Here is a 24,328-nt window from a genome sequence, read left to right on the forward strand (position 1 = left end):
TAATTCCGCCTTCAAGGTCTTGTTCTACAAAATCAAAATCGGCTACTGCTAAAAGCGTTTCAGTTGCAGTATATATTTCATTTTCATAAACAACAGTTAAATTATATTCAGTATTTAATATAGGTACGAATGTCGAGTTTTTATAAACTCCTGTGTTAGCATCTTCCATAAATTCATATGTATTATTTGCTTCGTCTGTTATCCATACTTCGGCATTATTTGCCGGAGGAACAGAAGACTCAAAATATGGTGCGGTTAATGTTAATTTTATAGATTGTTCATTACCCGAGGTTCCTTTAATCCAGTTTATTGAGGCATCGATTACCAATTTTGGTTCAGAGGTAGGAACTTCTACATCAATGACATCCTCACAGGAGGAAAACATAAGGAAGGATATTAATAAAATTATAACTTGCTTCATGATATTAAAATTTAAAATTGTAAGTAACAGACGGTACAATTCCAAAAATAGATAAACGAGTAGCTTCATTGACACCCGTATCTCTGTTTTCTGAAAATGTAATGGATGCTGCATTATATCTATTATATACATTATATATTCCAAAAACCCATTCCCCTTGCCATCCTGAAGTTTTATTTGGTTTCGGTGTATAGGTTGCAGATATATCTAATCGATTGTATGTTGGTAAACGGAATTCATTCCGTAAGCCGTAATTAGGTATCGAAATACCGTTATATTCATATTGTGCATTAGGGTACGTGACGGGTTGCCCGGTTTGAAGAATAAAATTGGCATTAAATCGCCATTTATCAGAAAAATCATAACTAGATGTAATAGAAACATCATGTGTTTTATCATAGGCTGTTTTATACCATTGGCCATTGTTTATTCCTGGTTCGTTAGCTGTTCTTCCAGGCGTTCTCTGTTCGGATTTAGATAGTGTATAAGCAATCCAGCCTTTAAAGCGACCTGTATTTTTTCTGAAAAGAATTTCCAACCCATATGCTCTAGCTTCACCAGTTAAAATCACTTGTTCTATAGCATCATTCGCTATTAAATCTGCTCCATCAATATAATCAATTCTGTTTTTAATGGTTTTATAAAATGTTTCAAGTTCTAAAGAGAATATATCATTTTTAAAGTTTCTAAAATAACCAAGTGCTACTTGGTCTAATATTTGAGGATCTACATAGTTTCCACTAGGTGTCCAAATGTCTAATGGTGTAGGTGAACTTGTATTAGATAGCAGATGTAAATATTGACTTAAACGATTGTAACTTGCTTTTAAAGATGAGTTACTTTGTAATTGATAGGCAATAGCTAATCGTGGTTCAAAATTACCGAAGGATTTCAATACCTTACTACGTTTATAATTTTCAACACCTATGGGTTCTGCTTTTTCGTAAATCTGTAATTCTTGATTAAAAACTACGGGTTCATTATTAGCATAGGTATTTAGCTCATCTTGTCCCAGTCTTAAAAAGCTACTATACCTTAAGCCATATGATAGTTGAATCCTGTCAGACAATTTCTGTTCGACATCTAAATAAAGTGCATTTTCAAAGGCATATTTATCTATTAATTTATCTGGATTGATTCCAGACTCTTCAGAAGATGGTTTAATTTCCCCTGGATTAAATTTGTGATAAATACTATTTAACCCATATTGCAGTGTAATATTATTATTCACATAATGTTTGAAATCATACTTTACATTAAAATTACGGATTCCGGAATCCCAATTAAATCCAATAAAATTTAGATCTAAACCATAATAGTAATCTGAATAGATTAGCGAGAGGTTTGAAAATATTTTATCAGAAAACAAGTGATTCCATCTGAAATTCAAAACTGTATTTCCATAAGTGTTCTCAAAACTATCACTAAAACTTAATACATCGCGTCCAAAATAACCTGATAAATAGATGTTATTATTATCATTCAATTTATAGCTAATTTTGGTATTCAAATCGTAGAAGTAGGCTTTGTTGTCTAAATCAAAAAGTGGTAAAAATAAATGTGCATAGGTTGCTCGACCACCCAAAAGAAATGAACCTCTTCCTTTATTAATTGGTCCTTCCGCTAAAAGTCTGCTTGATATTAAGCCGATGCCGCCATTCATGTGAAATTTATTTTTATTACCTTCTTTTTGATAGATATCCAAAACCGAAGAAACACGGCCACCATATCTTGCAGGAATACCACCTTTATAGAGTTTTAAATCTTTTATGGCATCTGGATTAAAAACAGAAAAGAACCCAAAGAGGTGCGATGAATTATAGATGGTGGCTTCGTCTAAAAGAATTAAATTTTGATCGGCTGCTCCACCACGAACATTGAATCCGGAAGCGCCTTCACCAGCTGTGGTTACTCCAGGTAAAAGTGTAATAGATTTTATAACATCTGCTTCGCCAAACACAACCGGAATTTCTTTAATGGTACTTGCAGACATGGCATTTAAACTCATTTGTGGTTTTCTTATATTGAGTTTTTCAACGTCTTCTTTTATAACAATCTCGTTTAAACTTTCAACCGATTCTGCTAATGCGAAGTTTTTAGTAAGATTTTCAGATAGTGTTATTGTTTCTGAAACCTCACTATAACCTAAATAACTAATCACTATTTTATAGGTTCCTTCTGGTAGAGTTATGGAATAAAAACCATATTCGTTTGTGGTTGCACCTGTTTTTAATTCAGGAAACAAAATATTTACACCAATTAGCGTTTCGCTACTTTCTATATCTGAAATAACACCATTTAAGGTAACATTATTTTGAGACCAAATATAATTAATACTGAAAGTGAAAATCAGAACTAACCAGAATATACGTATGTTCATTAATAGCAATTTTTACTAAAAATATAAAAAAAAGCCCCTAACACAGGAGCTTTTATCATAAACTTTAAGTAAATTATAAAGTCTTCAGTATTTTGTTTAACGTTTCACTTGGACGCATAACCTTACTTGTAAGCGTATCATTTGGTTGATAATAACCACCAATATTGACTTGTTTTCCTTGAACATCAATTAATTCGTTAAGAATATTTTTTTCTTCAGCATTAAACAAAAGAGAAATTTTTTCGAAAGTGTTTTTCATGTCCATATCTTTGGATTGATTAGCCAGTGCTTCAGCCCAATATTTTGCTAGATAAAAATGACTGCCTCTATTGTCTAACTCGCCAACTTTTCGGGAAGGCGATTGGTTATTATCTAATAACTTTTCAGTTGCTTCATCTAATCCTTCTGATAAAATTAGTGCTTTTGGGTTTTTTGAAACTTCCGATAAATGTTCTAAAGAAACAGCTAGAGCTAAAAATTCTCCTAAAGAATCCCAACGTAGATGATTTTCTTCTATAAGTTGCTCCACATGTTTTGGAGCAGAACCACCAGCACCTGTTTCAAATAAACCACCACCATTCATTAAAGGTACAATGGAAAGCATCTTGGCACTTGTTCCTAACTCTAAAATTGGAAATAAATCGGTTAAATAGTCACGCAATACATTTCCAGAAACGGATATCGTATCTTTCCCAGATTTAACGCGTTCTAATGTAAACTTGGTAGCTTCTATAGGCGATAGGATTCGAATATCTAAATTTGAGGTATCATGATCTTTTAAATAAGTATTCACTTTTTTTATCAGCTCGATATCATGAGCTCGTTCATCATCTAACCAAAAAACTGCTGGTGTTTGTGATGCTTTAGCGCGATTTACTGCTAATTTAACCCAGTCTTGAATTGGTGCATCTTTAACTTGACACATTCTCCAAATATCACCAGTTTCCACGTCATGTTCTATTAAAACGGTTCCAGATACATCAACAATGCTTACTTTTCCAGGGTTTGTAATCTCAAAAGTTTTATCATGAGATCCATATTCTTCAGCTTTTTGAGCCATTAGTCCTACATTAGGAACGGTTCCCATGGTTGTTGGATCAAAAGCACCATGTTCTTTACAGAAGTCAATTGTAGCAGAATAGATTCCTGCATAACTACTATCAGGAATTACTGCTTTAGTATCTTGTAATTGCCCATCTTTATTCCACATTTTACCTGAAGTGCGTATCATGGCAGGCATAGATGCATCAATAATTACATCGCTAGGAACATGTAAATTAGTAATGCCTTTGTCGCTATTTACCATGGCTAAATCTGGACGACTATTAAAAGTCGCTTCAATGTCAGCTTCAATAGCTTGACGTTTGGCATCTGGTAATTCAGATAAATTTTTGATTAGATTTCCGAAGCCATTTTTAACATCGACACCAATTTTTTCAAATTCATCTTGATATTTTTCAAAAACATCTTTAAAGAAAACTCGAACCGCATGTCCAAAAATAATTGGATCACTGACTTTCATCATGGTAGCTTTCATATGTAATGAAAACAGTACATTATTAGCTTTGGCATCTTCAATTTCTGTTTCTAAAAAGTTTAAAAGTGCTTTTTTACTCATTACAGTTCCATCAATAATTTCTCCTTTTAATAATGGTAAATTATTTTTTAAAATGGTTTTGTTACCAGTAGTATCTGTATGGATTATATTGACAGTAGTAGCATTTTCTAATGTTACTGATTTTTCATTGTGAGCAAAATCACCAGAACTCATTGTGGCAACATTTGTTTTAGAATCTTTACTCCATGCACCCATGGAGTGTGGGTGTTTTTTAGCAAAATTCTTAACAGCTTTTGGAGCTCGACGATCAGAGTTCCCTTCGCGAAGTACTGGATTTACTGCACTACCTTTTATTTTATCGTAACGACTTTTTATATCTTTATCTTGGTCGTTTTTTATTTCTTCAGGATAGTTTGGCAATTTATATCCCTTATCTTGAAGCTCTTTAATAGCTTCGTTTAATTGAGGAATAGAAGCGCTAATATTGGGTAGTTTTATAATATTTGCTTCGGGTTTTTTAACTAAATCACCTAAAATAGCTAGTGCATCTTCTACACGTTGATCTTCTGTTAAGAAATCTGGAAAAACTGCTAAAATTCTGGCAGCTAATGAAATATCTTTAGTTTCTATAGTTATTCCAGACGGTTTAGCAAATGCCTCAATTATTGGTAAAAAAGAAGCTGTTGCCAATGCTGGTGCTTCGTCTGTTTTAGTATAAATTATTGTAGAAGAGTCTGTCATTGTATATATAGTTTTTAGTAGGCTATTTCACCTGTTAATTTAGCAATGCAAATATACAAAAATCCTACAGGTATTTTGAGAGCCATTATATTATTGCCTTTATTGCATATTGAGGAGTAATAACTGTGTTATTTATGATTTTTAGAAGGGATTATTTAGAATTCCACATTTAATAAATCGCCACTTATTTGTAAAACGTATAATTCGGCTAATTTAGCGTCATATTTGGCTTGGTTTCTACTTAATTCTGCATTTCGAAGATTTAGTTGCGCTTGTCTAAATTCAATGGAAGTTGCTTGGCCTAATTTGAATTTTTCTTGTGTACGTTCAAAATTATTTTGTGATGTAATGATATTATCTTCCTGTACATTAAAAATAACCAGTTTGTTTTGATAATCTTCCCAGGCATTATAAAAATCACGTTCTATATTGATGATGAGTTGTTCCTTTTGTAATTTTTGATTATCTAAAATTATTTTAGAATTTTTTACTTGCGTTATTGTGCTGCCACCATCAAATAAGTCCCAAGCGAAATTAATACCACCAGAAAGACCTGTATTTAGCGTTGTAGTAGCAAATGATGCTGCATTGTTGTTGTTTTTATTCCAACCATAACTTCCAATTAATCCAATACTAGGTAAATATTGTGATTTTCGAGATTTAATATCTATTTCGCCAATAGAAATATTTCTTTCGGCTTGAAGAAGTGCAACATTATTAGCCTTGGTTTTTGTTAATAGTTCATCCTTGTCTAAATCTAACAAAAATTTAAGATCGGTTTTTACATTAAAATTTTCCTTAATTTGATTACCAATTACGACGTTTAAATCGCGTTTGGTGTTTTTTAATTGTTGATTTATATTAATCAGATTAATGCTGTCATTATTTATATCTACTTGCGCGTTCAAAACACCTAATTTTGTATTCTGTCCATATTCAAACTGATATTCAGCTCGCAATAACCTATCTTTTGAAATGGTTAGTGTTTGTTCTAAAGCTAACGAGTTTTCGTAGGTTTTGGCAAGTTCATAATAAATGGTAAATAATTGAATGATGACATTTTCTATAGTTTCTCTTGCCTCTAGTTGAGATAAATAATATTCTTCCTTAAGGCGTTTAAAATTATATTGCCTGCCCATGCCATCAAAAACCACATAATTTAAGTTTACAGATGCGTTGTAACGGGAACTTTCAGCTCCATTTAAAACAGTAGATTGTCCATTTGAAAATTGAGCTTCGGTGTTGTCTAAATTAAATGTAGCACCAGCATTACCAGTTAAGGTGGGAAGGTAACCTGAATTAAGAATACTTGTATTGTTTTCTGCTATTTCTAACGAATTATTAGTTATTTTAATTCCATAATTATATTCCAATGCCATAGAAAATGCTTCTTCTGGGTTTAGTGTTTTTTGCGAAAACACTGGACATGAGAATAATATAAGGCTGTATATAATTAAGTTTTTAGTGCTCATTTTCTTCATTTTGTTCTTTAATAGCGCGTTCAACTTCCTCCTTTGTAACAGGTTTATTTGTATATAACCATTTAGCGTTTTTCTTAATGTTATTACTAAAGGATAAAAATAACGGCAATACTAATAAGGTTAAAATAGTAGCGTACGCAATACCAAATGAAATTGAAATAGCCATTGGTTTTAAAAATTGTGCTTGTCTACTTTTTTCTAATAAAAGAGGTGCCAATCCAGCAATGGTAGTTAGCGATGTTAAGAAAATAGCTCTAAATCTTGATTTTCCTGCATCAGAAAGTGCTAAATCGAAAGACATGCCTTCTCTTAAATTAGTATTAAACTTACCTATTAATACTAAACCGTCGTTCACCATAATTCCAATTAACGCAATGATACCCAATAACGATAAAACGTTAACAGGAAACCCTAACAACCAATGTCCCCATGCTACAGAAGTTAAACTAAATGGTACTAATAGCAATAATAATAGTGGTTGACTGTAGCTTCTAAAAGTAAATGCAATAGTGATATATATTAGCAACAAAATGATGGTACCTGCGCTAGCAATTGAAGACGACAACTTTTGAGCTTCTCTATTCTGTCCCTCAAAGGAGGCAGAAATTGTTGGATATTTGGACTGTAACTCTGGAATAGTTACTTTTTTAATGTCATCCAAAATGTCTGTAGCACTTGTGCTTGGGTCTTTTAAATCTGCTGATACTCGAATTTCTCGTTTGCCTTCTAAATGATTAATTGCAACATCGCCTCGAACAATCGTGTAGGTTGCAATATCTTTTAAAGTAATACGGTTGCCAGTAGGTGTTAAAATTCGCATATCTTCCAAATCATTTAAAGACTCTCTGTTTGGCCGATCATACCGCACCCATACTTTAATTTCATCTTGACCTCTTTGAAAGCGTTGCACTTGCGATCCGAAAAAACCAGCACGTATTTGACTCATAACAGTTGTAAGATCCAAACCTAATAGGTAAGCAGTTTCTTTTAGCTCTAATCTTATTTCTTTAATTCCAGCAGGATCATTGTCCTCAATGTCTTTTAATAAAGGATTCTCTTCTAAAATATTTTTTAATTCAATTTTAGCTGCTTTAAGCTCTTCAATATTATTTCCTAATAAAGCAACAGAAACAGGGCTGCCTCCAAAATTGCCACCAGAACCATAAATTAGCCGTTCTGTACCAATAACAGGACCTACTAATTCACGTAATCGGTTTGCTACTAATGAAGAATTAATTTCATCAGGTCGCTCTTCACCTGGTAATAGGTTAATTACTAATTCTGCACTGGAACTACTCTTTAGAGTTAATATGGTGTTTTCAAAAAGGACTTTATCTGTATCTTTTAAATATTTTTCAGTGAATTCTTGATTTACAATGAAAGATTTTTCTTCTATCATAGATATTATAGAATCCGTTACTTTTACATTGGTTCCGTTCGGCATATCTAATTCAATTGCAATTCGATCGCTGGCTATTGATGGAAATATTGTAACTCCAATGACGCCTCCGCCTATGGCTCCAAACGTTAAAACTAATAAGGCAATAAAAATACCTAAAGACAAAATTTTGAATTTTAAAACAAATAGTAATATGGGAGCATAGAACTTATCTCTCAAGTATTTCATGATTTTGTCACCATAAGCATTTATGCCGCGCATTTTTGCAAAAAACTGTTTAACTTTAGACGGGTTTTCCTGTGGGATTTCCTTTCTTAATGCTTTGGAATGTGCTAAATGTGCAGGTAATATAATTAAAGCTTCAACTAAAGAAACTACTAGTGTTAAAATGACAACAACCGAAACTTCACTGAAAAACTCACCAATTCTACTATCTAAAAACAGAAATAATGAAAACGCTAATAAGGTTGTAATAATTGCAGAAACAACAGGCGGTATAACTTCCATAGTTCCATCAATGGCTGCTTGTATGGGTGATTTACCTTTTTCATAATGTTGGTATATGTTTTCGGCAATAACGATACCATCATCAACCAAAATACCAATTACGATAATCATACCAAAAAGGGACAAAACGTTAATTGTTACATCAAACTGGCCAGCAAAAATAAACATGCCTAAAAATGAAATAGGTAGTCCGAATGCTACCCAAAAGGCTAATCGTGTATTTAAAAATAAGGATAGAAAAATCAACACCAATATCATACCAACTATGGCATTTTCGGTTAGGAGTTTAGTTCGTTGGTTTAATGTAACAGATAAATCTCTAACGACATCTAAATGGACATTTTCATGTTTTTGGTTGTACTCATTAATGTAATTTTTTACTTTTTCGGCCGAGGACATTAAGTCTTCATTATTAGTACTTGTAACAGAAATATTTACGGATAAGTTTTTATTAAAATAGGTGGCGTTTGGAGTTTCTGAAAAGCGGTCACGTATGATAGCGACATCTTTTAAGCGAACTGTTTTACCATCTTGAGTAGCTTTAACTACAATATTAGAAAGTTCATCACCATAATAAGACCGATTATTAGCTCGAATAAGATATTCTTCAGCACTTGTTTTAATGTTTCCACCAGTAATTAAAATATTTGAAGAAGCAATAGCTTTAGAAACATCTGAAAATGTTAAATTGTATGCTAATAAATTATTTTCGTTTACTGCAATTTCAATTTCTTCTTCTGGATATCCAGTTACAGTAACTTGAGATATACCATCTATGGCTCGTAAATCATTTTCAACCTGTCTACCAATTTGTTTTAAAGTAGCTAATGGGACATTATTACCACTTAAGGCAAAGGATATCGTTTCCCGAATAGCTTCTTGTTTAGAAACGACTAAAGGCTCCATTCCCGTTGGAAAAGAAGGCACACGGTCTACAGCGTTTTTAACTTCTAATAGCATGAAGTCTATGTTTTCACCTTTTTCAATTTCAACGGTAATACTGCCACTATTTTCTCTGGATACGGAGGTAACGCGGTCAATTCCTTTTAAACCTTTAAGGTTATCTTCAATTTGAAGCACAATACCTTCTTCAATTTCTTGGGGTGATGCGCCAGGATAGACAATATTTATGTTAATTATTTTGGAATCGACAAGGGGAAAAAATGACGATTTTAAAGACATGATACCTAAAATTCCAAAAGCAAAAAAGGCTATAATAAATACATTAACAGCCACATGGTAACGAATAAAATAAGCAATTAATTTTCTCATAATTTATTAGTTATCCTTTGTGGTTGTAGGGTTTTCAGTAAATGGTTTTACAAGCATCCCTGAATAGGCACCAATTACAGGTTTGTTTAATATAATAGTGCCATTAGGAATGTTTTTTAATACTACCGTTGTTTCAGAAAAGAAAACAGGTTTAACAGCCATAATATCAAGAACATTATCTTTTACTATAAAAATTTTATTATCATCAAGTAGTAAGTTTCTGTTAATTTCTATGGCATTTGGCTCTTCTTTTGCATTTAAGTTGGCTTCTAAATACATGCCTTCTTTAAGCTGCTCATTTTTAACTTCAATAAAAGCCGTAATTGTTTGAGTAGCTGCATCGATGCTACCATTTACTCTGGAAATTTTACCTTTATACTTTTCGGTATGTTCTATATTTTGAAGTTCGACTTCTTCATTAACCTTTAAAAGACTAGCATAGGATTTACTTAATGCTATTTCCATTTCATAGACAGATGGGTCTATATATTCACCTAGTTTTTGGCCACTTCTAATTAAGGCACCTTCAGTTGTTAGTGCTTCTGTAAGAATTCCATCAAAAGGCGCCGACATATTATATTTTGCAAGTCGTTGTTCTAAATTTTTAACGGTATAATAACTTGAAACAATACCGCGACCTGTAATAAAATAATTTTCTTTATCGGAAGTCATTTTAGGTAGTGTTGGTGTCGTTTTATTTAAATCAAAACTATTTAAATAATTTTGCCATTTTTGAAACATATTTGGAAAATCCAAGCGTAAATCTGGCATGATAGCCGCAATGGTATTATACAAATTACTTTTAGCCGATTGCACGCTAGCATAGTACTCTGAAGCATCAATTTGAATAAGGGTTTCACCTTTTTTATAGTGCTGACCTGGTTTAAATAATTTATTTCCAGATTTAAAAACTCCTTGAACTTCCGCATACAGTTCCACGCGTTGTTTGGCAACTAGGCTGCCATTTGCTGGAATTATAATAGGAATGGTAGTGTTTGAAACAGTATCTGTATAAACTGTTTTAACAACCTTATCCACTACTGGTTTAGGCTTGGATTTATTATCAATTAAATTTTTAGCAATAAAAAAAGAGCCTATTATAAGTATGACTCCTAAAATAGAAAGTATAATATTTCGCATTTGGAACTGGTTAGGTGTGGTTATTAGATGGCAAAACTATCTTTAAGTTTAATCTACTTGTCTTAAAAAAATCATAAAAATTTAGTTAGGATGTAGAATATGGGCAATAAGAGATAGGAACTATTCTATTATAAGTTTGTAACATTTTAAAAGACCTAAAACATTTTCGCTTGAAAATCTTGCAGATTTTAAATTAGAAAATTCGGGATTCAATGTAATGTTTTGAGAGGTTGTAAAATCTGTATAAGATAGATTTGCGTTATAAAAACTAGCATGCTCTAAATTACATTTTAAAAAAGTTGAATAGGAGAGGTCTGTATTGGAGAAATCTGTCTGTTTTAACATACATGAGTTAAATAGTGTTTTTTTTAATTTTAAATCATTAAATGTTGATAGATTCAATACGCAATTTTCAAACGAAAGAGCGAGTAAAAAGGGGTTACAATATTGGAACAACACACCTTGGAGTTTACAACCTTTAAACACAACATCGTTAAATGAGGTATCTTTAACTTTTGCTGAACTTAAATTGCAGTTTATAAATTCACATTCCGTAAACGCTATATATGAAAGAAACGCTTCCGAAAACTCACAATCTATAAATTGACAATTGTTATATTCCGCTTTAGGTAAAGGGTTAATTGTATAGGTTTGTTTTTTAAACGTTTTATCGCAAATGAAAGGTAAATTCATATTATGAAATTTGAATTCTGCCAAATTACTTAAAAAATCAATAGTTTAAAAAACAAAAGCCATATCACATCAGACGAATGTCTGGTTTGACATGGCTTTCTTTTGAAACAGTTTTTAACATGATCTATGCAATCTTCCGATTGCAACATGCAACAAAAGTACATGGTTCAATTCAAGCAAGACTATTTCAAAAAAAGAAACATTTTTTAAATACAACTTTCAAAATGTATTGACATGTTGTGAAAATGTTTCGGTTATTGTTTTTCTTGATGTTTTGTCTTTTAGCAAATCATCACTATGAATTGCGTACACTCAAAACATTGTTTCATAGACTCCTTATTACTTTCGCTTAAAAGAGACATTTTGAAAACTTTCAACTTTTTCTATTACTAACTGCTTAAACATTTAGCATATTAAAAAGTATCATGATTTTTTAGTTAGGCGCTGTAAAACGCTTACCTCAAAACCTCAAAAAACAATAAAATGTTAAGAACGTTTCTTTACAAGAATTAAAAGTAAATTTGCTTTTTCAAGCAAAACCAACTCAAGTGTCTATTAATTCTGTAGCTAATATAAAGCGAAATACATATTTGTAAAAATATTTAAAGCGTTATATATCAACAATTTACTAACTTTAGTTATTAACTTTTGTTAATAAAAAAAGCCCTGTAAAAACAGGGCTTTTCAACGTTATCAACAAATAATTAACGTTTCATGCTTTCTTTTATTCTAGCTTTCTTACCAGTTAAGCCTCTAAAGTAGTAGATACGTGCACGACGTACTTTACCACGTTTGTTAACTTCAACTTTTTGTAAAGCTGGCATATTAATAGGGAAAATACGTTCAACACCTACTGTACCAGACATTTTTCTGATTGTAAATGTTTCAGAAGTACCTGTTCCTCTTTTTTGAATAACAACACCTCTAAAGAACTGTGTACGAACTTTTTCACCTTCTCTAATTTCGTAATAAACTGTAATTGTGTCTCCAGCACTAAACTCTGGAAAATCTTTTTTTGGTACAAACTCTTGTTGTACAAATTTGATTAAAGATTCCATATCTTTTATTTTTAACTTAATTAATCCGAAACAACATTCACGATTATCGCCAGAGGTTAACTCGAAATTGGGTGCAAAGATAACTATTTATAAATAACTTGCAATTAATAATTTTACTTTTTAAAAGTGTATTATTAAAATATTTATTTCCTGTCTAATAAGTCAGGTCTACGTGCTTTAGTACGTTCATAGGCTTGTTCTTCACGCCATTTTTCAATTTTTGGAAAGTTACCACTAAACAATAATTCGGGTACTTTCCAGCCTTTGTATTCCCGTGGTCTAGTATAAATTGGCGGTGCCAATAGGTTGTCTTGAAAGGAGTCTGTTAAAGCAGAGGTTTCATTTCCTAATACACCAGGGATTAAGCGTATAATTGCGTCGCATAAAACAGCTGCGCCAAGTTCACCTCCTGAAAGGACATAGTCGCCAATGGAAATTTCACGTGTTATAAAATGATCACGCACACGTTGATCTACGCCTTTATAATGTCCGCATAAAATAATAATGTTCTCTTTTAATGAAACTTGGTTGGCGATACTTTGATTTAAGGTTTCACCATCAGGTGTCATATATATAATTTCGTCATACTTACGTTCAGATTGCAATTGTGTAATACACTTATCAATTGGCTCAATCATCATGACCATACCAGCGCCACCACCAAATTGGTAGTCGTCTATGGTTTTGTAATTATCGGATGTATAATCACGTAAATTATGAAAATGTACCTCTACCAAATTAGCATCTATAGCGCGTTTTAAAATTGACGCTTCAAACGGGCTTTTTAATAATTCTGGTAAAACGGTTATTATGTCAATACGCATGATGAAAATTTTATATTGCAAATATAATTGAAATGTTTGTGGGAATTTTAAGTTTTTAGTTGAAGTTATTTAGCAAATTGCGTTTGTTTGAAAACAAAAAAAATCTACAAACGGAAGGTTGTAGATTTTTTGGCTATTGTGTCAAGAAATTTTAATTAATTCCTTTTTGCTTATTCAATTCATCTTGAAGTTGGCGTCTAACTTTTTGCTCTCGTTCTAAAGCTGTACGTCTGTGTTCTTCAAATTCTTCTTCGGTTTCCGATAGGTTTTTTTTAGCCTCTCGTGTTACAGCATTGCTATTCTTAAATTTGTATACAAATAGTAGTAATAAACCAAGAAGAATAGCTATTATGGACCACATAAGTGCATTATAGCTTGGTTTAGTCATTTGTAAACCAAATAATTCCATGTTGTTTTTTTCGTTGGTCGTTTTATTTAGGGCTTCTTCAGAATTTTTTAAACTACTTTTTAAACTGGCTATTTCACTATTCTGATTGGAGATGGTTCCTTCGGCAGTTTCTAATTCCGAATGAATTGATTTTAAGGAATCTAATGTATGAGCCTTTAATTTATACAACCAGGTTTCTTTTACAACCTTATAATCTTGATAGTTGTTAGAGCGTTTTATTACGTATTCAAATTGGTTGTCAATGGTTCCGTTGTCTAAAGATAATTGATCGTCATCTTCTGATGTGCTTTGAGCATTTATAGTTGCATAACTAGCTATAAATAAAAGTAATAGAATTTTTTTTAGGCTGTTCATTTGTTAGTTGTAAAGATATGTTGTTGCTAAAATAAGAAAATATGTTTAGTATAAAACACAATACTTGAAAAGCCTCTCGTTTGGAGGCCAATTAATATACGAACAGCTTTAAAATTTAGATGTTAGGGTTGTGGTTTTTTCAAAAAAAAATCTCGCTAATTATAAGCGAGATTTTTTTTACCTAAATATTGCCGATTAATAATAGGTGTAACGTCTAACTTTTGCAATATATTTTGCAAGTCTAATTACTTGATGACTGTAGCCATACTCATTGTCATACCATATGTATAATATGGCGTTTTTACCGTCTGGACGTACAATAGTTGCTTTACTATCAAAAATTGCTGGTGCAGAGCAGCCTACAATGTCACTTGAAACTAATTCATCACTCAACTCGTATTTAATTTGTTCCACTAAATCGCCTTCTAAAGCATATTTTTTTAGTGTGGTATTAATAGCTTCCAAAGAAGTTGCTTTTTCTAAATCTAAATTTAAAATAGCTAGAGAACCATTAGGAACGGGAACTCGAATAGCATTGGATGTTAATTTACCTTCTAGACTTGGTAAAGCTTTTGATACAGCACTTCCAGCTCCAGTTTCTGTAATTACCATATTTAAGGCAGCTGCACGGCCACGACGGTATTTGCCGTGGAAGTTGTCTACAAGATTTTGGTCATTTGTATAGGCATGAATGGTTTCTAAATGCCCACTTTTTACACCAAACGTATCTTCAATAGCTTTTAAAACAGGTGTAATAGCATTGGTTGTACAGGAGGCGGCTGAAAATATATCAACAGTATCAGGACTGTGCTCTTGATGATTAACACCATGAACAATGTTTGGAACGCCTTTGCCTGGTGCTGTTAATAATACCTTATCAGCACCTTTAGATTTTAAATGTCTGCTTAAAGCGTCATGATCTCTAAATGCGCCAGTGTTATCAATAATTAAAGCATGATTGATGCCATATTTTGTATAATCAATATCTTCTGGTGCATTAGCAGAGATGATATTAACTGTTGTTCCGTTTATAATTAGAGCGCTATTTTCAAGGTCTGCAACAACTGTTCCTGAAAAATCACCATGTACCGAATCGTTACGTAATAGGGATGCTCTTTTTTCTAGAACCGTTTCATCTATTTTACCGCGTGTAACAATAGCTCTTAATCGTAACTGGCTACCTTTACCAGTTTTTGTCATCAATTCACGTGCTACTAAACGACCAATACGGCCAAAACCATACAGCACCACATCTTTTGGTTGTATGGTATTTTCAGTTTTAGCATCTTGTAATTTATCTGCAACAAATGCTAACGCATTACTAAATTTTTTCTCTTCTAAATGGTATTCGTAGGTTAATTTACCAATATCCAATTTAGCTGGTGGCAAATCCAAAGTTTTAATGGCTTGGGCAATTTCTACAGAGTCGAAAATAGAAATTGGTTTTTGAACAAACTCGCCTGCATATTCATGTAAATTTAGAATTTCACTGACGTTACGGTCAATTAATTGATTTCTAAATAGGACCAGCTCGATAGATTTGTCATACCAAAGATCGCTAATAATTTTAATAAATTCTACCGTAGCTCGTCGTCTATCGGCTTGAAATGCTAATTCGCTTTCATAAGTTTCGTTAAAACTCATTGTGTATTAATTTTAGTGTGTTGTTAAATTATATCAATCCAAGCTGTTTTTAAGGTTCTTGAATTTGAGTGCAAAAATAGTATATTTCAAACGTTTTCGTAGTGTTTTTTTAAATAAAAAAATCCCTATAATATAAGTTTATACTGTAGGGATTTTTTTGGTTTGCAGCTTGTTATCTAAAAATAAAGCTTTGCTTTTGGCCTCGAGTATTAATAATGCTTATTTTTTCAATTCGCTTTTCAAAATCGGAACCGTATTTCTTTTTAAGATTTGTAATATCATCAATACTATTAATTTGATTGTCATTAATATCTGTAATGATATAGCCTTTATTTAAACCAATTTTTTGATATAACCAGTAATTGTCACTTTTAGTAACTAAAACGCCATGATCTATTTCATACCTTTCTTTTATGTCGTCTGATATATTTTTTACTTGAATATCTAAAAATTCGGTCGTTAAAATTTCAAATTTTGATAAGGTTACAGGAACTAATTCTTCAGAATTGTTTCTCATTATCATAACATTAACTACATCATTCGGGCGTTTGGTATTTAAGTAGCCAGTTAAATCTGCAAATTTTGAAATTTTAACATTGTCAATTTTTGTAATGATATCTCCTTTTTGGATACCTGCTAGGTCTGCTCCCGATTTGGCTTCCACGGCACCAACATAAAACCCTTCGGTTAGATTAACCTCCAATTCTTCAGACGTTCTTCCATTTAAGCTAATGCCACTTACCCCTAATATACCATTTTGGACATTTCCAAATTCCATAATATCCTCGACGACTTTGCGAGCTATATTACTTGGAACGGCAAAGGAGTAGCCAATATAAGATCCTGTTTGAGAACTGATAGCCGTATTAATCCCTATTAAGTCTCCATTTTTATTTACTAAAGCACCTCCAGAATTTCCTGGGTTTACTGCGGCATCTGTTTGGATAAAGGACTGGTAATTTTGTCCGGATAAATCACGAGATTTAGCTGAAATAATACCGGCAGTAACTGTTGATGTTAAGTTAAATGGATTACCAACAGCTAAAACCCATTCACCAATTTTAGCTGTGTCTGAATCGCCAAACGTTATGAATGGTAAATCTTCATCAGCTTCAATTTTTAGTAATGCAATGTCAGTTTTAGGATCTGTTCCTATTAGAGTAGCGTTATAAATTTTATTATCATTAGTTGTAATGGATAACTCTTTGGCTCCAGCAATCACGTGGTTATTGGTAATAATATATCCGTTTTTATTAATAATAACTCCACTTCCTGTACCAACTTGTGCTTGTTGAGAACGTCTGCCATAAAAGAAATCCTCTAAAGTTGTGGGTGCAGAAACGACTGCTGTGTTTTTAACGTGTACAACAGCGTGAACTGTTTCTTCAGCTGCCTGAACAAAGTCTGGAGCTTCAGCTGGATTTAATAAATGAGCACTATTGTAATTTGTTGGAAAATAGGTTGTTTGGTCTTGTTGTTTTTCTGCTGTAACCGTTAAAGTTTCTGGTTCTAAAAATAGTTTATAGGCCGATAAAGTTAATATACCACCTAAAATGGAAACAAAAACGAGAGTTAGTAACTTTTTCATAATCTATATAATTGTTTTAATTAAATGAATAACGTTTAAAATTAATTTATTATTGAATGGTATTTTCAAGTTTAACTTTTTTTAACGCCTATTTTAACGGCTATTTAACATAGAAAAAAACCATCATTAATTCATATATTTGCCCTGCTTATGACTTACACATTTTATAAATATCAAGGAACAGGAAACGATTTTATTCTGATTGATAATCGTCAACTAGAGTTTTGCAAAAACAATACCAAAACTATTAAATTGTTATGTAACAGACGTTTTGGCATTGGTGCAGACGGTTTAATTTTGTTAGAACAACATGATACACTCGATTTTAAAATGGTGTATTATAATGCTGATGGAAATGAAAGTTCTATGTGCGGCAATGGTGGTAGGTGTATTGTGGCTTTTGCTCATTTTTTAGGTATTATAAATAACAGCACGCAATTTATGGCTGTAGATGGCGAGCATAAGGCCTTAATTGAAGATGATATCATAAAACTCAAAATGCAAAATGTACCTGAAGTGAGCCTTTTTGACACACACGTATTTTTAAATACAGGTTCACCACATCATGTTCAAATGGAAACCAATTTGGCCCATTTAAATGTAAAAAAAATAGGGTCACAAATTAGACATGGTGAGCCCTATAATGCGTTAGGTGCTAATGTGAATTTTGTTACAAAAAATAACGAATCTAATTTTTCTGTTAGAACTTACGAACGTGGTGTTGAAGATGAAACATTGTCCTGTGGTACTGGTGTTACTGCTGTGGCCATTGCAATGCACGCCATTGGAGAGACAGAAAAAAATCTGATTACTTTAGAAACTGAAGGTGGTAAACTTCAGGTCTCGTTTGAAAACAATAATTCTGAATATCAAAATATTTGGCTTATTGGTTCTGCAAATTATGTTTTTAAAGGCGAAATTGTATGTTAACACTAAATGGTAAGCATATCTACTTAAGAGCTTTAGAACCAGAAGATTTAGATTTTATTTACACAATAGAAAATGACGAATCTATCTGGGAATTGAGTAGTACTCAAACTCCTTATTCTAGATATTTAATAAAAGAATATCTTGAGAATGCGCATAAAGATATTTACGAGGTAAAACAATTACGCTTGTTAATTGCCAATGATAATCATGAATCCATTGGTTTAATAGATTTATTTGATTGCGATTTTAAAAATAAACGTGCTGGTATTGGCATACTTATTTACAGCAAACCAAGTAGGCAAAAAGGATTTGGTGACGAAGCTTTGAAGCTTTTGATGTCTTATGCTAAATCACATTTAGATTTACATCAGTTATTTTGTAATATTTCTGAAGACAATAATGTAAGTTTAAATTTGTTTGAAAATAATGGGTTTAAAAAAATAGGATTAAAAAAAGATTGGAATTTTATAAACGGTTCCTTTAAAAACGAATATTTATTACAACGAATTTTTTAACATGTATATCAAAAAAATACTTTGGGCTATTTCACTAATCGGATTGTTAGTGGCAGCCTACTTTGCTTACTTTGTTTATAGTGCCATGTTTGCACCTAATACAGCATTTAATAATCAAGAGGCATATATTTATATTCCAACAAATGCACAATATTCTGATGTTCGTGAGCAGCTACAACCATTATTAAAAGATATGTCGTCATTTGACGCATTGGCAAATCAGAAAAAATACACGACAAATATTAAAGCAGGACGATATGCTATTAAAAAGGGAATGAATAACAACGATATTATAAATTCTATTCGTAGTAATAATTTGCCCTTTAATTTGTCCTTTAATAACCAACAAACTCTTGAGGATCTAGCAGGAAGAGTTAGCATGCAAATAGAGGCAGACAGTGTTTCACTGATTACAGCTATGAGAGATCCCGAGTTTTTAAAAGCTAATAATTTTTCGAATGCAACTGCATTGGGCATGTATCTTCCTAATAGTTATGAATTTTTTTGGAATACTTCTGCAGAGCAGTTCAGAGATAGGATGTTAACTGAATATAATCGGTTTTGGACAGAAGATAGATTAGCAAAAGCCGATGCGCTCAATTTGTCGCAAAATGAAGTTATGACCTTGGCCTCTATTGTTTATGAAGAGTCTAAGCAGGCTAACGAGCAGCCTCGTGTTGCAGGTGTTTATATTAATAGACTGCGAATTAAAATGCCGTTGCAAGCAGATCCAACTTTAAAATTTGCAGCCTATCAATTACCAGAATATCAAAATACGGTTATCAAGCGAGTGCTGAATAAACACAAAGAAATTGAATCACCTTACAATACTTATAAATACGCAGGCCTTCCACCAGGATTAGTAACCATGCCTGATATTTCTGCTATAAATGCGGTTTTAAATCATGAAAACCACAATTATTTATATTTTGCAGCAGATGCCAAACGTTTGGGCTATCATAAGTTTGCCAAAACGTTAAGTCAACATAACGCTAATGCGCGTGAATACCAGAGATATCTATCTCAACAAGGTATTTATCAATAAACTTGAATAAAAAAATACTACATATTGTTTTTGGATTATGGACCCTGATTGTATATTCTCAATCGGGACTCAATGCCTTTTTAAAGCCTAGTGACTCACTTATTAAATCTAGACGGAATGCCGTAATAATTTCAGAAACAGCACTTGGAACCGTTTCGCTTTTGGCATTAAATGAATTGTGGTATGCAGATTATCCACGTTCTAATTTTCACACACTTGATGATACTAACGAATGGCTTCAAATGGATAAATTAGGTCATGTATATTCTGCTTATCAGTTGGGAAGAGTAGGAGCAGATGTTTTAAATTGGAGTGGTGTTAGTGAAAAAAACCAACTTATTTATGGAGGCACTTTGGGTTTTACGTTTTTAACAGCGGTAGAAATTCTAGATGGTTTTTCTGAAGAATGGGGATTTTCCTGGGGTGACATGGCTGCAAATGCTACTGGAACGGGTTTGTTTATTGGTCAAGAACTCTTATGGCATGAACAACGAATTACCATGAAGTATTCTTTTCATAGAACTCAATACGCTAGTCAACGTCCAGATAAATTAGGTGATGGATTAGCGGAAGAATTTTTAAAAGATTATAATGGTCAAACGTATTGGTTGAGTGTCAATATCCAATCATTTTTTAAGAAAAGTAAAATACCAACTTGGTTAAACGTGGCTTTTGGTTATGGAGCTGACGGTATGTTAACGGGACAAGATGAACCTGAAAATAATCTGTTTCAAAATCAAAATAGGGTACGTCAATTTTACTTAAGTTTAGATATTGATCTTACACGAATTAAAACAAATTCTCATGTTTTAAAGACCGTTTTTGCACTTTTTAATACCATAAAAGTGCCATTTCCAACTATGGAGTTTAACGAAGAAAATGGCATAAGCTTTCACGGAATCTACTTTTAAAGCCACTTAATCGATTAATTTTCAGATATTAAAAAAAAGACGTATATTTGCACGCTGAAATTTTACAACCCTTTCCCACAAAGAAATGTGTTTAAAAAATTCAAAAATTATGAGAAAAAGTATTTTAAATTACCTAGTACTAGTACTTATAATATGTGTCTTAATTGTTGGTTCGTTTACATCGAACAAGACCATAACAGAAAATGATTTTTCAGAGAATGATTTAGCATTTAATACTGTTGAAACAACTGAAACTTCATCTGAATCTGACCACTACTTACCATTAGAAAAAGCGTATAAACCATTTTCACCAACTTTAGGAAAATCGTTTGTGGGCTTTAAAGAGGCTTTAGGTTTTAAAGAATCCAGAGGTGATTATTTTACCGTTAATACGTTTGGATACCTTGGAAAATACCAATTTGGTAAAGAAACTTTAAAATTGATAGGTATTTATAATCCAGTTCATTTTTTGAAAAATCCTGAAATGCAGGAAAAAGCATTCTTGGCCAATGCCGAGCGAAATAAATGGATTTTAAGAAAGGATATTAAGCGTTTTAATGGTAAAACAATTAATGGTGTCCTGATTACAGAATCAGGCATATTGGCTGCAGCACATTTGGCAGGTCCAGGAAACGTGAAAAAGTACTTAAGAAGTTATGGCGAGCAGGGTTTTACCGATGCTTACGGAACATCAATTGAATATTATATCAAGAAGTTTTCTGGGTATGATACCTCTAAAGTAAAATCTAACAGAAAGGCTAAAGTCAAGCTTACCGCTTAAACTGATTAGTGTTTGTGAATTATAAAAAGTGCAGGTCTTTTATGAAGGTCTGCACTGTTTTTTTTCCAAGCTTGTACGGATTGCGTTTTTATAAATTCGGTAGGTAACGTAATATCACAGGCTACACAAACATCCGTTTCAGGGTGTAGTACTTTGCATATATCTTCTAACATGGCATTATTTCTATAGGGTGTTTCAATAAATAATTGAGACTGATTGTGTTGAAACGATAAGCGTTCTAAACGCAGTAATTCTGCTTTACGTTCCTGTTTATCAATAGGCAAATAGCCATTAAACGCAAAGCTTTGTCCATTCATTCCTGAACTCATTACAGCCATAATAATTGAGGAAGGGCCTACTAACGGAACAACTTGAATATTTTTTGCATGGGCAATTTTTACAACGTCAGCACCTGGATCTGCAATAGCAGGACAACCAGCTTCCGACAATAAGCCAACATTTTTACCGCTTAAGCATGGGTTTAAGAATTCAGGAAGTTCCGTGAATTCTGTAAACTTATTAAGTAAAAATAACTCTAAAGAAGGTTGTTTTTTTTCTGGTGCTATACTTTTAATAAAACGTCTTGCTGTTTTTTCATTTTCAACAATAAAAATATCAATCGATTCAATGGTATTTTTAATGGTTACAGGTAAAACATCTAATGGGTTAGTGTCGCCTAAAGTTGTAGGAATTAAATATAATTTTCCGAGTTTGGAGGTTGTCATTAGTCTATTATAAGTTTTTTGGTAACGCTATTGTTATTGGTATCGCTTATTTCCATAAAATATATACCACTCGTTAAGGTTGCAACAGAAATATTGATTTGCTGTTTGTTAATGCCTGAAATAGTTTTTATATGTTTACCACGAGCATCATAAATTACAACATCTAGTAATGTTGTTGTAGATGATAATGCATCAATAGTTAGGTAATCGGCAACAGGATTTGGATATATTTTAATGGTGTATAAACTATTTTCGTTTATACTTAAGTTGGTGTCTACAATCCTAAAAATTTCTCCTGTACTAGCTGCGGCAATATATAATTCTCCATCCGTATCTTCACCAAATGTTGTCCAACCTTTATTGCTGAAAGGAGTAGTAAAAGACATGGTCCATGTGTTATTTTCAAACACTAATGTTCCAATTTCATCACTGCAATAATCAGCAAAAAAATAAGTATCAATAAAAGCTGGAAATTGGCTACCTTGATAAATGTAGCCACCTGTAATGGAGCATTTAAATTCACCACTATTGGAATGTGTGTATTGTGATACTGGAAATACCATGGTTGAGGCATCTGGGCAACCTCCTGTAATAAAGGGTTCGTTACCTTCATAACATCGCCAGCCATAATTTATACCACCTTCGGTAGCGCTAACTTTATTAATTTCTTCAATTTCAAATTGTCCCACATCGGCAATCCATAAATCGTTATTAGTTCTATCAAATGAAAAGCGCCATGGATTACGAAGTCCATAAGCCCAAATTTCATCCAAAGCATTTGCGTTTGAAATAAAAGGATTATCAGCTGGAATGGCATAATTTAATCCGTTGCCTGAATTGTTAACATCAATTCGTAAAAGTTTGCCTAAAAGCGTTGTTAAGTCCTGTGATCTATTTTCGGGATCACTACCTGAACCACCATCGCCTGTTGCAATGTATAAAAAGCCGTCTTCACCAAAAGCTAAATCGCCTCCATTATGATTGCCATAAGGTTGTTCAATGGTTAATAAAATGAGTTCTGAATTCACATCAGCCAAATTACTATCTGTGGGATTTACAGTGAAACGCGAAACGACCGTATCTCCTGAATTATTAATATAATTTACAAAGAAATAACCATTGGAAGTAAAGTTCGGATGAAACGCTAATCCTAATAAGCCACGTTCGCCACCACTATTACTTACTAAACTATTAATGTCTAAAAAAGCTGTTGTAACAACGTTTTGTTGTCCATTAATTATTTTGATAACACCTGCTTTTTCAACAATAAAGAGGCGGTCATCATTGGCATGCTTAATACCTACTGGATTATTAAATCCATCAGCATATAAATCTATACCAATTTGTTGTGCATGGGTGAAAATAGTGAATATTAAAAAGACGAGTAGGCTTAATATATTTTTCATATTTCAGGTGTTTTCTTGTATATCATTACAAATTACAAAAAAACTAGCTGTATAAATATTAAATATTGAAAAAGCGTTAATTAACAAGTTTCATGGCTAGGTTTGTGCAGGCTTCATCTAACATTTTAAATGTATTTTCGAAGCCTTGAATGCCACCTGTATAAGGATCGGGAACACTGTGGTTTTGATTGGGATAAATTTCGTTTAAAATGTAATGTACTTTTGCAATGTCGTTTGCATTTCGAGCTAGTTTAACTACATTTTCAAAATTAGAACTATCCATAACATAAATAAAATCGAAAGTATCAAAATCTGAAACCGTAAACTGTCTACCTCGTTGTGTGGTGATATCTAATCCATATTTTTTAGCCGTGGTTATGGATCTCGGGTCTGGAGAATCACCAACATGATAATTTCCAGTTCCAGCAGAATCTACTACAAAACCTGTTTCTGGGAGTTTGGATTTTAAAATTCCTTCTGCAAGTGGTGAGCGGCAAATATTGCCTAGGCAAACCATGAGAATTTTAGTTGTATGAGGATCCCGAG

Annotated in this window: 20 protein-coding genes (1 of these 20 cut by a window edge); 5 read left to right on the top strand and 15 right to left on the bottom strand. The window is 32.6% G+C overall.

Annotated elements, in window-relative coordinates:
• The 12 genes from BM239_RS10105 to BM239_RS10160 form a co-directional block, all read right to left on the bottom strand.
• A protein-coding gene (locus BM239_RS10105) for a DUF4249 domain-containing protein (RefSeq protein ID WP_092208652.1) crosses the window boundary here: on the bottom strand, positions 1 to 421 show its 5' portion. The gene continues 395 nt to the left of window position 1, outside the view; only the first 421 of its 816 coding nucleotides appear in the window; its start codon is at positions 419 to 421; its stop codon lies beyond the left edge, outside the window.
• A gap of 4 nt (positions 422 to 425) precedes the next feature.
• Positions 426 to 2,801 (bottom strand): TonB-dependent receptor, encoded by a 2,376-nt coding sequence (locus BM239_RS10110; RefSeq protein ID WP_092208205.1) that lies wholly within the window; start codon positions 2,799 to 2,801, stop codon positions 426 to 428.
• A gap of 73 nt (positions 2,802 to 2,874) precedes the next feature.
• The gene (locus BM239_RS10115; RefSeq protein ID WP_092208207.1) at positions 2,875 to 5,100 is read right to left on the bottom strand and encodes an NADP-dependent isocitrate dehydrogenase; all 2,226 of its coding nucleotides are present in this window, start codon (positions 5,098 to 5,100) and stop codon (positions 2,875 to 2,877) included.
• A gap of 155 nt (positions 5,101 to 5,255) precedes the next feature.
• Complete coding sequence (locus BM239_RS10120) at positions 5,256 to 6,572, bottom strand: TolC family protein (protein ID WP_092208654.1); 1,317 nt, start codon at positions 6,570 to 6,572, stop codon at positions 5,256 to 5,258.
• Complete coding sequence (locus BM239_RS10125) at positions 6,562 to 9,759, bottom strand: efflux RND transporter permease subunit (protein ID WP_092208209.1); 3,198 nt, start codon at positions 9,757 to 9,759, stop codon at positions 6,562 to 6,564. Before BM239_RS10125 ends, BM239_RS10120 begins: the two co-directional genes overlap by 11 nt.
• Before the next feature lie 6 nt (positions 9,760 to 9,765).
• Complete coding sequence (locus BM239_RS10130) at positions 9,766 to 10,899, bottom strand: efflux RND transporter periplasmic adaptor subunit (RefSeq protein WP_092208211.1); 1,134 nt, start codon at positions 10,897 to 10,899, stop codon at positions 9,766 to 9,768.
• Positions 10,900 to 11,019: 120 nt separating this feature from the next.
• Entirely contained in the window at positions 11,020 to 11,592 is a 573-nt protein-coding gene (locus BM239_RS10135) for a pentapeptide repeat-containing protein (RefSeq protein WP_092208213.1), read from the bottom strand.
• A 704-nt stretch (positions 11,593 to 12,296) separates the two neighbouring features.
• The gene (gene rplS / locus BM239_RS10140; RefSeq protein ID WP_092208215.1) at positions 12,297 to 12,650 is read right to left on the bottom strand and encodes a 50S ribosomal protein L19; all 354 of its coding nucleotides are present in this window, start codon (positions 12,648 to 12,650) and stop codon (positions 12,297 to 12,299) included.
• Between the two features lie 143 nt (positions 12,651 to 12,793).
• Positions 12,794 to 13,474 (bottom strand): tRNA (guanosine(37)-N1)-methyltransferase TrmD, encoded by a 681-nt coding sequence (trmD, locus tag BM239_RS10145; protein WP_092208217.1) that lies wholly within the window; start codon positions 13,472 to 13,474, stop codon positions 12,794 to 12,796.
• A gap of 151 nt (positions 13,475 to 13,625) precedes the next feature.
• Complete coding sequence (locus BM239_RS10150) at positions 13,626 to 14,237, bottom strand: tRNA (guanine-N1)-methyltransferase (RefSeq protein WP_092208219.1); 612 nt, start codon at positions 14,235 to 14,237, stop codon at positions 13,626 to 13,628.
• Positions 14,238 to 14,432: 195 nt separating this feature from the next.
• Positions 14,433 to 15,881, bottom strand: coding sequence for a glyceraldehyde-3-phosphate dehydrogenase (locus tag BM239_RS10155; RefSeq protein WP_092208221.1), 1,449 nt, complete (start codon positions 15,879 to 15,881; stop codon positions 14,433 to 14,435).
• Between the two features lie 172 nt (positions 15,882 to 16,053).
• On the bottom strand, positions 16,054 to 17,469 hold the full coding sequence (locus tag BM239_RS10160; RefSeq protein ID WP_092208223.1) for a trypsin-like peptidase domain-containing protein: 1,416 nt from the start codon (positions 17,467 to 17,469) through the stop codon (positions 16,054 to 16,056).
• 150 nt (positions 17,470 to 17,619) lie between these two features.
• Between BM239_RS10160 and dapF the strand changes: the two genes are divergently transcribed.
• The 5 genes from dapF (at position 17,620) to BM239_RS10185 (ending at position 21,651) form a co-directional block, all read left to right on the top strand.
• Positions 17,620 to 18,399 carry a diaminopimelate epimerase gene (gene dapF / locus BM239_RS10165; protein ID WP_092208225.1) on the top strand — a complete coding sequence of 260 codons (780 nt, stop codon included), beginning with the start codon at positions 17,620 to 17,622 and terminating at the stop codon, positions 18,397 to 18,399.
• Complete coding sequence (locus tag BM239_RS10170; protein WP_092208227.1) at positions 18,393 to 18,914, top strand: GNAT family N-acetyltransferase; 522 nt, start codon at positions 18,393 to 18,395, stop codon at positions 18,912 to 18,914. Before dapF ends, BM239_RS10170 begins: the two co-directional genes overlap by 7 nt.
• A 1-nt stretch (position 18,915) precedes the next feature.
• The gene (mltG, locus tag BM239_RS10175; protein ID WP_092208229.1) at positions 18,916 to 19,959 is read left to right on the top strand and encodes an endolytic transglycosylase MltG; all 1,044 of its coding nucleotides are present in this window, start codon (positions 18,916 to 18,918) and stop codon (positions 19,957 to 19,959) included.
• Positions 19,956 to 20,870, top strand: coding sequence for a DUF2279 domain-containing protein (locus BM239_RS10180; protein WP_092208231.1), 915 nt, complete (start codon positions 19,956 to 19,958; stop codon positions 20,868 to 20,870). Before mltG ends, BM239_RS10180 begins: the two co-directional genes overlap by 4 nt.
• 109 nt (positions 20,871 to 20,979) lie before the next feature.
• Entirely contained in the window at positions 20,980 to 21,651 is a 672-nt protein-coding gene (locus tag BM239_RS10185) for a peptidoglycan-binding protein LysM (RefSeq protein WP_092208656.1), read from the top strand.
• A 5-nt stretch (positions 21,652 to 21,656) separates the two neighbouring features.
• Here BM239_RS10185 and BM239_RS10190 read toward each other — a convergent pair whose 3' ends face one another.
• From BM239_RS10190 to BM239_RS10200, 3 genes are all read right to left on the bottom strand, one after another.
• Positions 21,657 to 22,376, bottom strand: a complete 720-nt coding sequence (locus BM239_RS10190) for an SAM-dependent methyltransferase (protein ID WP_092208233.1) — start codon at positions 22,374 to 22,376, stop codon at positions 21,657 to 21,659.
• Positions 22,376 to 23,782, bottom strand: a complete 1,407-nt coding sequence (locus tag BM239_RS10195) for a PQQ-dependent sugar dehydrogenase (RefSeq protein WP_092208235.1) — start codon at positions 23,780 to 23,782, stop codon at positions 22,376 to 22,378. Before BM239_RS10195 ends, BM239_RS10190 begins: the two co-directional genes overlap by 1 nt.
• 76 nt (positions 23,783 to 23,858) lie before the next feature.
• Positions 23,859 to 24,299, bottom strand: coding sequence for a low molecular weight protein-tyrosine-phosphatase (locus BM239_RS10200; RefSeq protein ID WP_092208658.1), 441 nt, complete (start codon positions 24,297 to 24,299; stop codon positions 23,859 to 23,861).
• Positions 24,300 to 24,328 lie beyond the last annotated feature (29 nt).

The organism is Algorimicrobium echini, from assembly GCF_900115185.1.
Classification (GTDB): Bacteria; Bacteroidota; Bacteroidia; order Flavobacteriales; family Flavobacteriaceae; genus Algorimicrobium; species Algorimicrobium echini.

What these genes read in the sequence shown, in the direction of transcription:
- BM239_RS10170 (WP_092208227.1), top strand. Translation starts at nt 18,393, where the DNA reads ATGTTAACACTAAATGGTAAGCATATCTACTTAAGAGCTTTAGAACCA.
- BM239_RS10125 (WP_092208209.1), bottom strand. Translation starts at nt 9,759, where the DNA reads ATGAGAAAATTAATTGCTTATTTTATTCGTTACCATGTGGCTGTTAAT.
- trmD (WP_092208217.1), bottom strand. Translation starts at nt 13,474, where the DNA reads ATGCGTATTGACATAATAACCGTTTTACCAGAATTATTAAAAAGCCCG.
- mltG (WP_092208229.1), top strand. Translation starts at nt 18,916, where the DNA reads ATGTATATCAAAAAAATACTTTGGGCTATTTCACTAATCGGATTGTTA.
- rplS (WP_092208215.1), bottom strand. Translation starts at nt 12,650, where the DNA reads ATGGAATCTTTAATCAAATTTGTACAACAAGAGTTTGTACCAAAAAAA.
- BM239_RS10155 (WP_092208221.1), bottom strand. Translation starts at nt 15,881, where the DNA reads ATGAGTTTTAACGAAACTTATGAAAGCGAATTAGCATTTCAAGCCGAT.
- dapF (WP_092208225.1), top strand. Translation starts at nt 17,620, where the DNA reads ATGACTTACACATTTTATAAATATCAAGGAACAGGAAACGATTTTATT.
- BM239_RS10115 (WP_092208207.1), bottom strand. Translation starts at nt 5,100, where the DNA reads ATGACAGACTCTTCTACAATAATTTATACTAAAACAGACGAAGCACCA.
- BM239_RS10150 (WP_092208219.1), bottom strand. Translation starts at nt 14,237, where the DNA reads ATGAACAGCCTAAAAAAAATTCTATTACTTTTATTTATAGCTAGTTAT.
- BM239_RS10160 (WP_092208223.1), bottom strand. Translation starts at nt 17,469, where the DNA reads ATGAAAAAGTTACTAACTCTCGTTTTTGTTTCCATTTTAGGTGGTATA.
- BM239_RS10190 (WP_092208233.1), bottom strand. Translation starts at nt 22,376, where the DNA reads ATGACAACCTCCAAACTCGGAAAATTATATTTAATTCCTACAACTTTA.
- BM239_RS10110 (WP_092208205.1), bottom strand. Translation starts at nt 2,801, where the DNA reads ATGAACATACGTATATTCTGGTTAGTTCTGATTTTCACTTTCAGTATT.
- BM239_RS10195 (WP_092208235.1), bottom strand. Translation starts at nt 23,782, where the DNA reads ATGAAAAATATATTAAGCCTACTCGTCTTTTTAATATTCACTATTTTC.
- BM239_RS10135 (WP_092208213.1), bottom strand. Translation starts at nt 11,592, where the DNA reads ATGAATTTACCTTTCATTTGCGATAAAACGTTTAAAAAACAAACCTAT.
- BM239_RS10130 (WP_092208211.1), bottom strand. Translation starts at nt 10,899, where the DNA reads ATGCGAAATATTATACTTTCTATTTTAGGAGTCATACTTATAATAGGC.
- BM239_RS10200 (WP_092208658.1), bottom strand. Translation starts at nt 24,299, where the DNA reads ATGGTTTGCCTAGGCAATATTTGCCGCTCACCACTTGCAGAAGGAATT.
- BM239_RS10120 (WP_092208654.1), bottom strand. Translation starts at nt 6,572, where the DNA reads ATGAGCACTAAAAACTTAATTATATACAGCCTTATATTATTCTCATGT.
- BM239_RS10185 (WP_092208656.1), top strand. Translation starts at nt 20,980, where the DNA reads ATGAGAAAAAGTATTTTAAATTACCTAGTACTAGTACTTATAATATGT.